Here is a 14,562-nt window from a genome sequence, read left to right on the forward strand (position 1 = left end):
CTTAAGCACGGATCAGCCGCGCACGATCACGGCCGCGTCGGCTGCGACCTTCTCGGCCGCCTTTGTGCGGATCAGCCGTTCCAGCTCATCCACTAGGTTGGTGTTGGTCAATTTCGAGACGGGCTTGCCGTCGATGTAGACCAGGTTGTTCGGGCTGCCGCCAGTGAGGCCGATATGTGCTTCCTTGGCTTCGCCCGGGCCGTTGACCACGCAGCCGATCACGGCGACATCCAGCGGTACCAGCAGATCCTCGACGCGGGTTTCCAGCTCGTTCATGGTCTTGACCACGTCGAAGTTCTGGCGCGAGCAGCTTGGGCAGGCGATGAAGTTGATGCCCCGCGAACGCAGGCGCAGCGACTTGAGAATATCGAAGCCGACCTTGATCTCTTCCACCGGGTCGGCGGCCAGGGAGATACGAATGGTGTCGCCAATACCGTCGGCGAGCAGCATGCCCAGGCCAACGGAAGACTTCACAGTACCGGAGCGCAAACCACCCGCTTCGGTGATACCCAAGTGCAGCGGTTGCTCGATCTGCTTGGCCAGCAGGCGATAAGCCTCAACGGCCATGAACACATCGGACGCTTTTACACTGACTTTGAAATCCGGGAAGTTCAGGCGATCCAGATGCTCTACATGACGCAGAGCGGACTCTACCAACGCTGCTGGAGTCGGCTCGCCGTATTTCTTCTGCAAGTCCTTTTCCAGCGAACCGGCGTTGACGCCGATGCGGATCGGAATGCCCTTGTCACGGGCCGCCTCAACCACAGCTCTAACGCGGTCTTCACGACCGATGTTGCCGGGGTTGATACGCAGGCAATCGACGCCCAACTCGGCCACACGCAGGGCAATCAGGTAATCGAAGTGAATATCCGCCACCAACGGCAGATTGACCTGCTGCTTGATGCGGCCAAAGGCTTCGGCAGCATCCATGTCTGGCACGGAAACCCGCACGATGTCAGCACCAGCTGCTTCGAGGCGACGAATCTGCTCGACGGTCGCTGCAACATCGTTGGTATCGGTATTGGTCATGCTCTGCACGGCAATGGGTGCATCACCCCCTACCGGAACCGAGCCCACCCAGATCTTGCGCGACAGGCGGCGTTTGATCGGCGATTCACCATGCATATTACTGCCCACCCAACTTCAAGCGTGCGGTTTCACCGGAGATGTGCGGCGTCACGTCGACGGCTGCGCCGTTGTAGCTCACTTGGGCACCGCGAGCGAAGCCCAGACGCAATTCGAGTGGTGCCTGGCCGCGGGCGTCGAGGCTGTCGCCAGCACGCTTCAGGCCGCTGGCCACGACCTTGCCGTTGGCGTCAGTCACCTGAATCCAGCAGTCAGCGGTGAATTTCAGACTCACCAGCCCTTCACCTGCGGCGACTGGCGCCTGCGGCTGAGCGGCGGCTGGCGCAGGAGCGCTAGCAGCTGGCGCTACGGGTGTGGCTGGCGTTGCAGGAGCAGCAGGCGTGCCGGACTGGGCAGGCGCTTGTGCTGCATTGGCCGGCTCGGTTTGAGTAGCAGGAGGATTCTGCTCCAGCAGCTCACTGGCTGTGGCTTCCGGCGTGGTGTCGACTGAGTCGCCTGACTGCTCGGCGGGAATGCTCGGCAGCGGCAGTTCGGTAGCACCTTGAGTCTGTGCTGCGGCCACGGCCTGATCTTCCGGCTCATCAAGGGTATGAATCTGCGTATTGCCGTCGGCGCCATCGACTTCCACGTGGCCCATGCCAACATTTTTCAGATCATCAAGCTGCCAGCCCTGATCCTGCCACCAATAGAAACAGGCGCTTCCCACCCCCACCAGTAACAGGAAACTGACCAGGCGCAGGATGCTCTGCGAGTACCGCGTCGGCTCTTCGATATGGCCGAGTGCATGCACGCTGCTGCCAATGGCATTGCTGCCCGTGAATTGGTCGAAATCGGCAACCAGCGGCGCTTGCTCCAGACCCAGCAGCTTTGCATAGGCACGGATGTAGCCACGGGCGAATGTATTACCCGGCAGCTTATCGAATTCGCCAGCTTCCAATTGGGTCAGGCGCATTGGCGTGAGATTGAGCTGAGTCGCGACTTCCGCAACCGACCAGCCCCTGCTCTCACGTGCCGCACGCAGTGCTTCACCAGGATTGACGTGATGAGCTGCTGCAACTTCAGGTTGGGCCGCTTTCATCTTTGCTCCGACAGATATTGCTGATATTCCGGCGTACCGGGATAAAGACGCTTCAACTGCAAACCGATGCTGGCGGCACGGTCACGATCCTCGAAGATCGTGGCCAGGCGCGCGCCCAACAACAGGCTGCGGGCGTTCTGCTCGGCGATGGCGCTGTAGCCGTCGTAGTAGCTACGCGCCGGAACATATTGTTTGTCCTCAAAGGAGAGGGTAGCCATCTCGAGCAGCGCCCGTGGCTGACGGCTGTCCAGGCGCAGCGAACGCTCGAAATAGCCTTTGGCCTCATCACGCTGCTTGAGCATCATGGCGGTCATGCCCATGTTCTCGAACACACGGGCGCGCTCCGGATAGAGACTGTCTTCGGCGGCAAGGCTGTAACGCTCGAACGCTTCCTTGTAGCGCTTCTGTTCGAACAGAAAACCGGCGTAATTGTTCAACAGGCGGGCGTCTTTCGAGTTTTTCGACAACGATTTACGAAAGTGCTCGTCGGCCAGCTTAGGCTCCATTTCGCGCTGGAACACCAGGGCCAGCACCGCATGTGCATCGGGAGCGGACGAGTCGATATTCAGCGCGTTCTTCAACGGCACCTTGGCCGGCCCCGTTTGCCCCTGCTGCAAATAACCAATGCCGAGCTGGACGAATGAATCGTAAGCCTTCTTACGGCCCTCGGATGTTTTCATCGGGTCGACATCACCGGTGGAAACACAGGCGGTGAGCAGACTTGCACTCAGCAGAAACAGCAGGGAACGCAGCACGGTCATGGAGATCCTCTCAGGTACGACTGACGGCAGGACGCGGAGTATCCGCATCGCCGTTCAGTTGGCGCACGGCAATATAACGTTCGCTGCGACGGGTGCGGTCCATTACCTGGCCAACCAGTTGCCCGCACGCCGCGTCGATATCTTCACCACGGGTGGTGCGCACCGTGACGTTGTGACCGGCTTTTTGCAAGAGTTCCTGGAAACGGCGAATGGCGTTATTGCTCGGGCGCTCATAACCCGAATGGGGGAACGGGTTGAACGGAATCAGGTTGATCTTGCAGGGCATGTCCGCCAGCAGCGCGACCATCTGCTCGGCGTGCTCGAGTTTATCGTTCACGTCCTTGAGCAGGGTGTACTCGATTGTCAGCACACGTTTCTCGCCAAGACGGGAGACGTAACGCTTGCAGGCGGCCAGCAGCATTTCCAGCGGATACTTCTTGTTGATCGGTACCAATTGGCTGCGCAGCTCGTCGTTCGGTGCGTGCAGCGACAGCGCCAGAGACACGTCGATCACTTCACCCAGCTTGTCGATCATCGGCACCACGCCGGAGGTCGACAGGGTCACCTTGCGCTTGGAGATGCCGTAGCCGAGGTCGTCCATCATGATTTTCATGGCGGCGACGACGTTGTCGAAGTTCAGCAGCGGCTCGCCCATGCCCATCATCACCACATTGGTGACGGCACGATCGATCTTCGCCGGCACGCTGCCGAACGATTTGCAGGCGATCCACACCTGGCCAATGATCTCGGCCGCGGTGAGGTCGCTGTTGAAACCTTGCTTGCCCGTGGAGCAGAAACTGCAGTCCAGGGCACAGCCGGCTTGCGAGGAAACGCAAAGAGTGCCACGCCCACCTTGGGGGATGTACACGGTTTCCACACAGCTACCCGACGCCACACGCACGACCCACTTGCGGGTGCCATCGGTAGAAATATCTTCGCTGACCACTTCGGGCCCGCGAATGTAGGCAGCGGCCTCGAGCTTCTCGCGCAAGGCCTTGCCGACGTTGGTCATGGCGGCGAAATCATCGACGCCAAAGTGGTGAATCCACTTCATGACCTGACCGGCACGAAAGCGCTTCTCTCCGAGACTGTCGAAGAACTGCTCCATTTCCGGCTGGGTCAGGCCCAGCAGGTTGATTTTGCCATTCGTGTCGATCATGACGTCACCTTCGCACGCTTCGCCTTAGCGAATGCGAGCGTTTACCTCAGTAGCGGAGAAGAAGTAAGCGATTTCGCGAGCAGCGGAAGCTTCCGAGTCGGAACCGTGAACAGCGTTCTCGTCGATGGAAACAGCGAAGTCAGCACGGATGGTGCCGGCAGCAGCTTCTTTCGGGTTGGTAGCGCCCATCAGCTCACGGTTCTTGGCGATGGCGTTTTCGCCTTCCAGAACCTGCACGATGACCGGACCGGAAGTCATGAATGCAACCAGATCCTTGAAGAAACCGCGCTCGCTGTGCTCGGCGTAGAAGCCAGCAGCTTCGCGCTCGGACAGTTGCAGTTGCTTGGAAGCAACGATACGCAGACCAGCTTCTTCGAAGCGAGTGGTGATCTGGCCGATAACGTTTTTAGCGACGGCATCAGGCTTGATGATGGAGAAAGTGCGTTGAACAGCCATGTGAAACTCCAGAAACGGTGGATTAAAGCCAAAAATTAAACCCGCGAATTATACGCGGGTTCCAGTCAAAAGCATAAGAGCGGTGCCCGTACTGGCACTCACTCCTCACATCCGGGCCGGCAAAAAGCCGCCCTGACGCGTTATTGCGATTCTTCGATCCACGCAGCCTGAATGGCTTCGAGTACCTTTTCGCCGCCACGTTGCGGGTCGTCGGAAAACTCCGGCAGCTCGACCACCCAGCGATGCAACTGGACAAAATTCACGTAACGGGGATCGACCTCCGGCTTGCCGTCGGCGAGCTGGATAGCGATCTCGAGAACATCAACCCATTTCAGGCTCATACGTGGGCTTCCTGATCAGTGCGGCGCTTCGGCGGCGTGGTTGAGCGAGTACTTGGGGATTTCGACGGTGATGTCTTCTTCACCCACGATAGCCTGACAGGCGAGACGCGACTGAGCTTCCAAGCCCCAGGCCTTATCGAGGTAATCCTCTTCGAGCTCGTCGGCTTCGTTCAGCGAGTCGAAACCTTCACGCACAACGCAGTGGCAGGTGGTACAGGCACACACGCCACCACAGGCGCTTTCCATCTCGATATGGTGCTCGTGGGCAAGCTCCAGAATGGAAGTACCAGGCTGAGCCTCCACCACCAGCCCTTCCGGACAGAATTTCTCGTGGGGCAGAAAAATTACCTGAGGCATCAGTTATTCCTCGATCTCATTCAGGTTGCGCCCGGCCAGCGCGGCTTTCACCGTCAGATCCATGCGGCGGGCTGCAAAAGCATCGGTCACTTGCGACAGACGCTTGGTCTGCTGCTCGATGGCCACGCCATCGGTACCGGTCAACAAATCACGTAGTTCCTGCATTTGCAGGTCGATCACCATGCGCTCTTCGGCATCCAGCAGCCGCTCGCCATCGACCTGCAGGGCAGCCTCGACCGCCTCGACCAGACGCTGGGCGTCGACCTGCTGCTCGCGCAGCGCGCGGGCGGCCTTGTCGCCACCCGCATGCTGGAAGGAGTCCTTGAGCATGCGCGCCACCTCACCATCGGTAAGGCCGTAGGACGGCTTGACCTGGATACTGGCTTCGACGCCCGACGCGAGCTCGCGGGCACTTACGCTGAGCAGACCATCGGCATCCACCTGGAAGGTCACGCGGATCTTCGCCGCGCCAGCCACCATTGGCGGAATACCGCGCAACTCGAAACGCGCCAGGGAGCGGCAATCGCTGATCAGCTCGCGCTCACCCTGCAGCACATGGATCATCATGGCGCTCTGGCCATCTTTGTAAGTAGTGAATTCCTGCGCACGAGCCACCGGAATCGTGGTGTTGCGCGGAATCACCTTCTCCATCAGCCCACCCATGGTTTCCAGCCCCAGGGACAATGGGATGACGTCCAGCAGTAGCAATTCTTCGCCGTCTGCACGGCGATTGCCGGCAAGGGCATCGGCCTGGATTGCCGCACCAATGGCGACCACCTGATCCGGGTCGATATCGGTCAGCGGCTGACGGCCAAACAGCTCGCCGACCGCTTCACGCACACGCGGTACACGAGTAGAACCACCGACCATGACCACGGCACCGACATCTTCGACTTCGACACCGGAATCACGTACGGCACGGCGGCAGGCTTTCAGACTGCGCGCCACCATCGGTTCGACCAGCGCCTGAAAATCCGCGCGGGACAACACGCCACGCCACTGACCATGCACGACCTCGACGCTCTCGGCATCAGTCAGTGCTTCCTTGGCGGCACAGGCGGTCTGCAGCAGGCTGCGCTGGGCACCCGGCGCGATATCGGCGGACAAACCAGCCTGCTCGACGATCCAGCCAGCGATTGCATGGTCGAAATCGTCACCACCCAAAGCACTGTCGCCACCGGTAGCCAGCACCTCGAACACGCCACCGGTCAAACGCAGAATGGAGATATCGAAGGTGCCGCCGCCCAGGTCGTAGATCGCCACCACGCCTTCGGCGTTCTGGTCGAGACCATAGGCGACCGCGGCAGCGGTGGGCTCGTTGAGCAGACGCAGCACGCTCAGGCCAGCCAAACGCGCAGCATCCTTGGTGGCTTGGCGCTGGGAGTCGTCGAAATAGGCCGGCACGGTGATCACCGCCCCGACCAGTTCGCCACCCAGGGTCGCCTCTGCGCGCTGACGCAAAACACGGAGGATGTCGGCGGACACTTCCACAGGGCTTTTCAGCCCCTGCACGGTGTCGATGAAGGGCATGTGCGACTCGCCGGCGACGAAGCGGTAAGGCAGTTGCTCACCCAATTGTTTCACATCGGCAAGGCCACGGCCCATCAGGCGTTTGACCGACAGGATGCTGTTGAAGGGGTCGCTGGCGGCATCACGACGGGCCGTTTCACCGACCTCGACGCGATCGGCGTGATAACGCACGGCCGAGGGCAGAATCAAGCGCCCTTCACTGTCCGGCAGCGGCTCGCTGACGCCGCTGCGCACGGCAGCGACCAGGGAATTGGTGGTGCCCAGATCGATCCCTACAGCCAGACGACGCTGGTGTGGTTGTGGGCTCTGTCCGGGCTCAGCAATCTGCAATAAAGCCATAGGTAGTCGGTGCTTATCTGGGTATCAGGCACGGCCACGGCAGCCGTACGTACATTAATCGTCGAGGCGCTCTTCCAGCTGGCGCACCTCGTGGGAAAGCTTGTCGAGGAACTGCATGCGGCGCATCAGGCGTTCAGCCTCTTCTCGGCGCGCATTGTCCTCCCAAGCCTCGGCGAAGCTATCGTTGAGGTTTTGCTTGGCGATCTTCAAACGTCCCTTGAACGCAGCAACCCCCGCCAGATCAGCGTCGTCTTGCAACTCTTCGAGTTCTTCGCGCCACTGCATCTGCTGCATGAGGAAGTCAGCATCCTGCACAGTCACTTCCAACGGCAGCTCGGGACCACGCATCGCAAGCAGATAACGGGCCCGCCGCGAATCACTCTTGAGCGTGCTATAGGCCTCGTTAAGGCTTGCCGAACGCTCAAGCGCCAGACGCTGCTCACGCTCAGAAGCGTCAGCAAAGCGATCGGGATGCACGCTACGAGCAAGCTCGCGGTAGCGGGCCGCCAACTGATCAAGATCCAGACGAAAACTCGGCTGCAACTCGAACAGGGCGAAGTGACAGGGGCCAGAACTGCTCATCAGATGTTAAAGCTTTCGCCGCAACCGCACTCGCCACGGACATTCGGGTTGCTGAACTTGAAGCCTTCGTTCAACCCTTCCTTGACGAAATCCAGCTCGGTACCGTCGAGGTAGACCAGGCTTTTGGGATCGATGATCACCTTGACGCCATGGCTCTCGAACACCTGATCTTCGCTGGCGGTCTCATCGACGAACTCCAGTACGTAAGCCAAGCCGGAGCAGCCCGTGGTGCGAACACCCAGACGGATACCCTCACCCTTACCACGCCCGTCGAGCGAACGACGAATATGCTGGGCAGCGGCTGGAGTCATGCTGATGGTCATCGACGAACCTCCTTAGAGCAAACCTTTCTTCTGTTTGTAATCGCGTACGGCTGCCTTGATGGCGTCCTCAGCGAGTACCGAACAGTGAATCTTCACGGGTGGCAGTGCCAATTCTTCGGCAAGCTGGGTGTTCTTGATGGTCTCTGCCTCGTCCAGCGTCTTGCCCTTCATCCACTCAGTGGCCAGGGAACTGGAAGCGATGGCGGAGCCACAGCCGTAGGTCTTGAACTTGGCGTCCTCAATAACACCCTGCTCGTTGACCTTGATCTGCAGACGCATCACGTCGCCGCAGGCCGGCGCGCCGACCATGCCGGTGCCGACATCAGGATCTTCCGCGTTCATCTTGCCGACGTTGCGCGGGTTCTCGTAGTGGTCGATGACCTTTTCGCTGTAAGCCATGTTATGAATCCTCTTTCATCAGGCGCCGCTCACCGGCAGCTTTTAGTGTGCTGCCCATTCCACTTTGGAAATGTCGACACCTTCTTTGAACATATCCCAGAGCGGCGACAGTTCGCGCAGCTTGGTGACCGCCTCGCGTACTTTCTCCGCGGCGTAATCGACTTCTTCTTCGGTGGTGAAGCGACCGAAGGTGAAGCGAATCGAGCTGTGCGCCAGTTCGTCGTTGCGGCCAAGAGCGCGCAGCACGTAGGAAGGCTCCAGAGAGGCCGAGGTACAGGCCGAACCGGACGATACCGCCAGATCCTTGAGGGCCATGATCAACGACTCGCCTTCGACGTAGTTGAAGCTGAGGTTCAGGTTGTGCGGTACACGGGCAGTCATGCTGCCGTTGATGTACAGCTCTTCCAGACCATCAACGTGCTTGAAGAAACGATCACGCAGGGCCAGTACCTTGGCGTTCTCTGCGGCCATTTCTTCCTTGGCGATGCGGAAGGCTTCGCCCATGCCGACACACTGATGGGTCGCCAGGGTGCCGGAACGCATACCGCGCTCGTGGCCGCCACCGTGAGTCTGAGCCTCCAGACGGATACGCGGCTTGCGGCGTACGTACAGAGCGCCGACACCTTTCGGGCCATAGGTCTTGTGCGCCGAGAAAGACATCAGGTCGACTTTGAGATTCTGCAGATCGATCTCGACCTTGCCGGTCGACTGGGCGGCGTCGACGTGGAAGAACACGCCACGTGCACGCAGCATCTCGCCGATCGCAGCAATGTCATTGACGGTGCCGATTTCGTTGTTGACGTGCATGATCGACACCAGAATGGTGTCTTCACGCAGTGCTGCTGCGACCATATCAGGGGTGATCAGGCCATCTTCACGCGGCTCGATATAGGTAACTTCGAAGCCTTCACGCTCAAGCTGACGCATGGTGTCGAGCACCGCTTTGTGCTCGATCTTCGAGGTAATCAGGTGCTTGCCTTTGCTGGCGTAGAAGCTGGCAACGCCCTTGATGGCGAGGTTGTCGGATTCGGTGGCACCGGACGTCCAGACGATTTCGCGGGGGTCGGCATTGACCAGCTCGGCGACTTGGCGGCGGGCATTTTCCACTGCTTCTTCGGCTTTCCAGCCGAATACGTGGGAACGCGAAGCCGGGTTGCCGAAGTTGCCTTCGTTGGTCAGGCATTCGATCATCTTTTGCGCAACGCGTGGGTCGACTGGCGTTGTCGCGGAATAGTCCATGTAGATCGGCAATTTCATTCAGGTATCTCCTAATCAGGTATCAGGCCGGCGCCTTGCGTGCTCAATCGACGGTGGACGCTTCAATCTTATCCAGAAGGTGTGCCCGGCCATTGCTATTGCAGCGACGCTGATCCTGGCGCTGGGCGACTTCCTGCACCTCGCGGCGAGTGACCAGATCGGCCAAGCTGATGCCGCTGAGGAACTCGTGGATCTGCTGGCTCAGATCGCACCACAGGTGATGGGTCAGGCAGATGTCGCCAGAGTGACAACCACCCTGCCCTTGGCAACGGGTGGCGTCGACGGATTCGTTGACCGCGTCGATCACTTCAGCGACCTGGATACCCTGCATGTTGCGCGACAGTTGATAACCACCACCCGGGCCACGCACGCTGGAAACCAGACTCCCACGACGGAGCTTGGCGAACAGCTGCTCGAGGTAGGAGAGAGAAATACCCTGGCGCTCAGAGATATCGGCCAGGGATACCGGCCCATTTTGCGCATGCAGCGCCAAATCGAGCATGGCAGTCACGGCGTATCGGCCTTTGGTAGTCAGTCGCATGAAGGGTTACCAAGGAATCACAATGTGCCGCAATTATCCTATTCCCGAGTATTTAAGTCAACTATAAGACCAACCAAAACACTCAGGTTTAAACGCCTTGCAAGCCGCAAGCGGCGGCGGATCATAGCAAAGCTAGGCCTGCCACGCATTAGGCGGCGGGCTTGTCACCCTGCCCCTTGCACACTCCATCGAAGTCCTCGGCGCGCAACTCAGGCAAGTCTTTGGCCCGGTAATCACTACCCAGCGCACCAAGCGCCTCACACATGCCTTCCAGACGATTGTCGACCGCATGCAGGTGGTCGAGCAGCTGCGCGATTGCCCGCGCCACCGGATCCGGCATGTCCTGACTGACGCCGTAGGCATCGAAACCCAGCTTGTCCGCAATGGCCTGGCGCTGCGCCTCGAGCCCCGCATCATCCTTGACGATGATCTTGGCCGGAATACCGACCGCCGTTGCCCCAGCCGGCACCGCCTTGGTGACTACCGCGTTGGAACCGATTTTGGCACCAGCACCGACCGTGAACGGCCCCAGCACCTTGGCACCAGCCCCAACCACCACGCCATCCTCGAGAGTCGGGTGACGCTTGCCCTTGTTCCAGCTGGTGCCGCCCAGGGTGACACCTTGATAGAGCGTCACGTCATCGCCGATCTCGGCGGTTTCACCGATGACGATACCCATACCATGATCGATGAAAAAACGCCGACCAATCACAGCACCCGGGTGAATCTCGATGCCGGTCAACCAGCGACTGAAGTTCGACACGCTGCGCGCTAGCCACTTCCAGCCTGACACCCAAAGCCCATGGGCCGCTCGATGCAGCCAAACCGCATGCAATCCGGGGTAGCAGGTGACCACTTCGAACGCATTGCGCGCCGCAGGATCACGATGAAAAACACCCTGGATATCTTCCCGCATGCGCTCAAACATCAGTCTTCCCCCGCTTATGGTGCTCGCCGCGCGCCGCCTTGAGCGTTTCGGTCAACACGCCACGCAAGATGTTCATTTCCAACTTGGTGACACCACTGCGACCGTAAAGACGACGCAGACGACTCATCAAATGACGCGGATTGACCGGATCGAGAAAACCGATCTCCACCAGCGATTTTTCGAGGTGCCCGTAGAAGGACTCCATCTCGTCAGCGGTCACCGGCTGCTCACCCTCGTCAGCATCGACCTCCTGGCGAGGCGCCACAAGGGACGCATTCTCCAGCGCCAGAGCTGCCATGCGCGCTTCATACGTCAGCACCTGCACGGCAGCCGCCAAGTTCAGCGAGCTGAATGTCGGATCGGATGGAATGTGCACGTGAAAGTGACAGCGCTGCAGCTCCTCATTGGTGAGACCGGCGTGCTCGCGACCAAACACCAGCGCCACCTCACCACCGGCAACAGCCTTATCCACAGCCGCCACCCCGCAATCGCGCGGATCAATAAGCGGCCAAGGAATACGCCGCTCACGGGCACTGGTGCCAAACACCAGACTGCATCCGACCAACGCATCTTCGAGGCAACTGACCACTTGAGCAGAATCGAGGACGTCGTTAGCACCCGAAGCACGCGCCACCGCCTCCTCGCTCGGGAACTGGCGCGGCTCGACCAGCACCAGCCGCGAGAATCCCATGTTTTTCATGGCACGAGCCGCCCCACCGATATTGCCGGGATGACTGGTATTGACCAGTACCACTCGAATGTTCTGCAGCAAGGGAGACGCCCGCATCGGATAAATAAGGCGACAAATCTTACAGAAGCCCCCAGCTTTATGCCACGCAAGCACGGACGGCACTTCAAGCGAGACGCTTTTCTGCTAGAATGGCCGGCTTTATTACGACCCCAGGTGAACTTCCATGCAGCCCATGCTGAATATCGCGCTGCGCGCAGCCCGTAGCGCCGGTGAAATGATCTTCCGCTCCATCGAACGCCTGGACGTCATCTCCGTAGATGAAAAGGACGCCAAGGACTACGTCACCGAGATCGACAGGTCAGCCGAGCTGATGATTATCCAGGCTTTGCGCAAGGCCTACCCGACTCACAGCTTCCTTGGCGAAGAAGGCGGCCTCTTGGAAGGCAGCGGTGAAGGCACCGATTACCAGTGGATCATCGACCCACTGGATGGCACCACCAACTTCATTCGCGGCGTACCGCACTTCGCTGTAAGCCTGGCCTGCAAATACCGCGGCCGCCTGGAGCATGCGGTGATCATCGACCCGGTACGCCAGGAAGAATTCACCGCCAGCCGCGGCCGTGGCGCAGCCCTGAACGGCCGTCGCCTGCGCGTCAGCAACCGCAAGAGCCTGGACGGCGCCCTGCTGGGCACCGGCTTCCCGTTCCGCGACAGCCAGCTGGACAACCTGGAAAACTACCTAGGCATGTTCCGCAGCCTGGTCGGCCAGACCGCAGGCGTACGCCGTGCCGGTGCCGCCAGCCTGGATCTGGCTTACGTGGCGGCTGGCCGTTATGACGCGTTCTGGGAATTCGGCCTGTCCGAGTGGGACATGGCAGCTGGCGCCCTGCTGATTCAGGAAGCAGGCGGCCTGGTCAGCGACTTCAGCGGCGGTCATGAATTCCTCGAGAAGGGCCAGATCGTTGCCGGCAACACCAAGTGCTTCAAGGCCGTACTGACCGCGATCCAGCCGCACCTCTCGGCGGCGCTCAAGCGCTAATCGCTGCTCCTTTAAAAACCGGCCTAGCGCCGGTTTTTTATTGCCCATGAAAAAGGCGCTCCTGAGAGCGCCTTTTCTACAACCAACCGAACCGATTACTCGTCCGATTCAGAGTCGGCCAACACCAGCTTGCCGTCGCGCACCGGGATCTTGCTGCCCGGCTCTTCATCCATGCGCACCTTGCCGATCTTGCCATCCAGATCGTATTTCACGTCATAGCCGACGATCTTATCGCTGGAGTCAGTGACGGTCTTGCAGCGCGTCTCGGTGGTGGTATAGGTATCGCGGCCCTGCATACCTTCCTGCACCTTGTTGCCTGCGTAGCCACCACCAACGGCACCTGCCACGGTAGCGATCTTCTTGCCATTACCACCGCCAACCTGATTGCCGAGCAGACCGCCGACCACGGCACCGATAGCGGTACCTGCGATCTGGTGCTGATCCTGAACCGGACGCTGACGGGTAACGGCCACGTCCTTGCATTCCTCACGCGGCGTCTTGATGGTTTCAGTCACCGGTTTGACTGCCAGAACCTCAGCGTACTTAGGCCCGCCGCCGACCAAGCTGTAGGTCGCAACAGCGCCACCTGCCGTGACACCGACAGCACCCAACACAGCACCAATCAACAATGACTTATTCATGCGAACCTCCTGATCACAACTGCAGCGCACTTGCGCTCTACTCCCTGCCTTGGAAACGCAAAACGGGCGACAAGTTCCCTTGTCGCCCGCCTTTATCCACTGCGTTCGGAGCAGTGCGTCACATATCAGGGACGCTCGTCGGCGCCCTCGGCAGTGGCCACCGGAGGAATCAGATCCTCGGAGGACAGCTTCAGCCAGATCAGCACCGGAGCACTGATATAGATCGACGAATAGGTACCGACGAATACACCGATCAGCAGCGTCAGGGCGAAACCTGCGAGGCTGTCACCGCCGAACACCAGCAGCGCGACCAGCGCCATGGCCGTCGATGTCGACGTGGCGATGGTACGCAGCAGCGTCTGGGTCACCGACACATCGATGTTCTCGACAATCTCAGCCTTGCGCAGCACCCGGAAGTTCTCGCGGATACGGTCGTAGATGATGATGGTGTCGTTCAGCGAGTAACCCAACATCGCCAGCACGGCCGCCATCACCGTCAGGTCGAACGGCACCTGGAAGAACGCCAGAATACCCAAGGTAACGATCACGTCATGGGCCAACGAGGCCACGGCACCCAAACCGAACTTCCACTGAAAGCGGAAGGCCAAGTACAGCAGGATACCGCCGAGCGCCAGAAGCATGGCCAGGCCGCCCTGATCACGCAGCTCCTCACCCACCTGCGGGCCGACGAACTCAACGCGCTTGACCTCGAACGAGGTGTCGACGTCGATCTTGCGCAGCGCAGCAGCGACCTGGTTACCCAGATCGGCCGAATCGCCAGCCATGCGCACCAGCACATCAGTGGTGGAACCGAAGCTCTGCACCACGGCATCCGGGTAACCCGCCTGACCCAGCTCGCGCTTGATCAGCTCCAGGTCGGCCGGCTGCTCGTAGGTCAGCTCGATTAGCGTACCGCCGGTGAAATCGAGGCCAAAGTTGAGGCCATGCTTGAACAGGCTACCAAGACCAATAAGGCTGATGACCACGGTGATGGCGAACGCGATGTTGCGTATCGCCATGAACGGAATGCGGGATGGAAGTCTCATAGCCTCAC

18 protein-coding genes are annotated in these 14,562 nt (G+C 59.8%); 1 reads left to right on the forward strand and 17 read right to left on the reverse strand.

Going from position 1 to position 14,562, the window contains the following annotated elements:
- Positions 1-12 precede the first annotated feature (12 nt).
- The 15 genes from ispG to trmJ form a co-directional block, all read right to left on the reverse strand.
- The gene (ispG, locus tag K5Q02_RS22325) at positions 13-1,125 is read right to left on the reverse strand and encodes a flavodoxin-dependent (E)-4-hydroxy-3-methylbut-2-enyl-diphosphate synthase (protein ID WP_225834418.1); all 1,113 of its coding nucleotides are present in this window, start codon (positions 1,123-1,125) and stop codon (positions 13-15) included.
- 1 nt (position 1,126) lies between these two features.
- Positions 1,127-2,164 carry a RodZ domain-containing protein gene (locus K5Q02_RS22330; protein WP_225834420.1) on the reverse strand — a complete coding sequence of 346 codons (1,038 nt, stop codon included), beginning with the start codon at positions 2,162-2,164 and terminating at the stop codon, positions 1,127-1,129.
- Positions 2,161-2,925 carry a type IV pilus biogenesis/stability protein PilW gene (gene pilW / locus K5Q02_RS22335; protein WP_225834422.1) on the reverse strand — a complete coding sequence of 255 codons (765 nt, stop codon included), beginning with the start codon at positions 2,923-2,925 and terminating at the stop codon, positions 2,161-2,163. The genes K5Q02_RS22330 and pilW overlap by 4 nt, the downstream gene beginning before the upstream one ends.
- Positions 2,926-2,935: 10 nt before the next feature.
- Entirely contained in the window at positions 2,936-4,084 is a 1,149-nt protein-coding gene (gene rlmN, locus K5Q02_RS22340; protein ID WP_225834425.1) for a 23S rRNA (adenine(2503)-C(2))-methyltransferase RlmN, read from the reverse strand.
- A 24-nt stretch (positions 4,085-4,108) separates the two neighbouring features.
- The gene (gene ndk, locus K5Q02_RS22345; protein WP_225834427.1) at positions 4,109-4,540 is read right to left on the reverse strand and encodes a nucleoside-diphosphate kinase; all 432 of its coding nucleotides are present in this window, start codon (positions 4,538-4,540) and stop codon (positions 4,109-4,111) included.
- Positions 4,541-4,680: 140 nt separating this feature from the next.
- Complete coding sequence (gene iscX, locus K5Q02_RS22350; RefSeq protein WP_225834429.1) at positions 4,681-4,881, reverse strand: Fe-S cluster assembly protein IscX; 201 nt, start codon at positions 4,879-4,881, stop codon at positions 4,681-4,683.
- A gap of 15 nt (positions 4,882-4,896) precedes the next feature.
- The gene (fdx, locus tag K5Q02_RS22355; protein ID WP_042555296.1) at positions 4,897-5,238 is read right to left on the reverse strand and encodes an ISC system 2Fe-2S type ferredoxin; all 342 of its coding nucleotides are present in this window, start codon (positions 5,236-5,238) and stop codon (positions 4,897-4,899) included.
- Positions 5,239-5,241: 3 nt separating this feature from the next.
- Positions 5,242-7,107 (reverse strand): Fe-S protein assembly chaperone HscA, encoded by a 1,866-nt coding sequence (hscA, locus tag K5Q02_RS22360; RefSeq protein ID WP_225834430.1) that lies wholly within the window; start codon positions 7,105-7,107, stop codon positions 5,242-5,244.
- 54 nt (positions 7,108-7,161) lie between these two features.
- Positions 7,162-7,689, reverse strand: coding sequence for a co-chaperone HscB (gene hscB / locus K5Q02_RS22365; RefSeq protein ID WP_225834432.1), 528 nt, complete (start codon positions 7,687-7,689; stop codon positions 7,162-7,164).
- A complete protein-coding gene (gene iscA, locus K5Q02_RS22370) occupies positions 7,689-8,012 on the reverse strand; it encodes an iron-sulfur cluster assembly protein IscA (RefSeq protein ID WP_225834433.1) in 324 nt (107 codons plus the stop codon). Before iscA ends, hscB begins: the two co-directional genes overlap by 1 nt.
- Positions 8,013-8,024: 12 nt before the next feature.
- Entirely contained in the window at positions 8,025-8,411 is a 387-nt protein-coding gene (gene iscU / locus K5Q02_RS22375) for a Fe-S cluster assembly scaffold IscU (RefSeq protein WP_002552476.1), read from the reverse strand.
- Positions 8,412-8,453: 42 nt separating this feature from the next.
- On the reverse strand, positions 8,454-9,668 hold the full coding sequence (locus tag K5Q02_RS22380) for an IscS subfamily cysteine desulfurase (protein WP_225834435.1): 1,215 nt from the start codon (positions 9,666-9,668) through the stop codon (positions 8,454-8,456).
- 43 nt (positions 9,669-9,711) lie between these two features.
- Positions 9,712-10,209 (reverse strand): Fe-S cluster assembly transcriptional regulator IscR, encoded by a 498-nt coding sequence (iscR, locus tag K5Q02_RS22385; protein ID WP_225834437.1) that lies wholly within the window; start codon positions 10,207-10,209, stop codon positions 9,712-9,714.
- 148 nt (positions 10,210-10,357) lie between these two features.
- Entirely contained in the window at positions 10,358-11,137 is a 780-nt protein-coding gene (gene cysE, locus K5Q02_RS22390) for a serine O-acetyltransferase (RefSeq protein WP_225834439.1), read from the reverse strand.
- Positions 11,130-11,924 carry a tRNA (cytosine(32)/uridine(32)-2'-O)-methyltransferase TrmJ gene (gene trmJ / locus K5Q02_RS22395; protein WP_225839829.1) on the reverse strand — a complete coding sequence of 265 codons (795 nt, stop codon included), beginning with the start codon at positions 11,922-11,924 and terminating at the stop codon, positions 11,130-11,132. The genes cysE and trmJ overlap by 8 nt, the downstream gene beginning before the upstream one ends.
- A 127-nt stretch (positions 11,925-12,051) precedes the next feature.
- On the opposite strand from trmJ, the gene suhB reads away from it, so the two are divergent.
- The gene (gene suhB / locus K5Q02_RS22400; RefSeq protein WP_225834442.1) at positions 12,052-12,867 is read left to right on the forward strand and encodes an inositol monophosphatase family protein; all 816 of its coding nucleotides are present in this window, start codon (positions 12,052-12,054) and stop codon (positions 12,865-12,867) included.
- Positions 12,868-12,962: 95 nt separating this feature from the next.
- Here suhB and K5Q02_RS22405 read toward each other — a convergent pair whose 3' ends face one another.
- Positions 12,963-13,508, reverse strand: coding sequence for a glycine zipper 2TM domain-containing protein (locus K5Q02_RS22405; protein WP_225834444.1), 546 nt, complete (start codon positions 13,506-13,508; stop codon positions 12,963-12,965).
- A 125-nt stretch (positions 13,509-13,633) separates the two neighbouring features.
- Positions 13,634-14,554: a protein translocase subunit SecF gene (gene secF / locus K5Q02_RS22410; RefSeq protein WP_225834446.1), complete on the reverse strand. Its 921-nt coding sequence runs from the start codon at positions 14,552-14,554 to the stop codon at positions 13,634-13,636.
- Positions 14,555-14,562 lie beyond the last annotated feature (8 nt).

Origin of the sequence: Pseudomonas sp. MM211 (assembly GCF_020386635.1) — a bacterium.
Lineage (GTDB): Bacteria > Pseudomonadota > Gammaproteobacteria > Pseudomonadales > Pseudomonadaceae > Aquipseudomonas.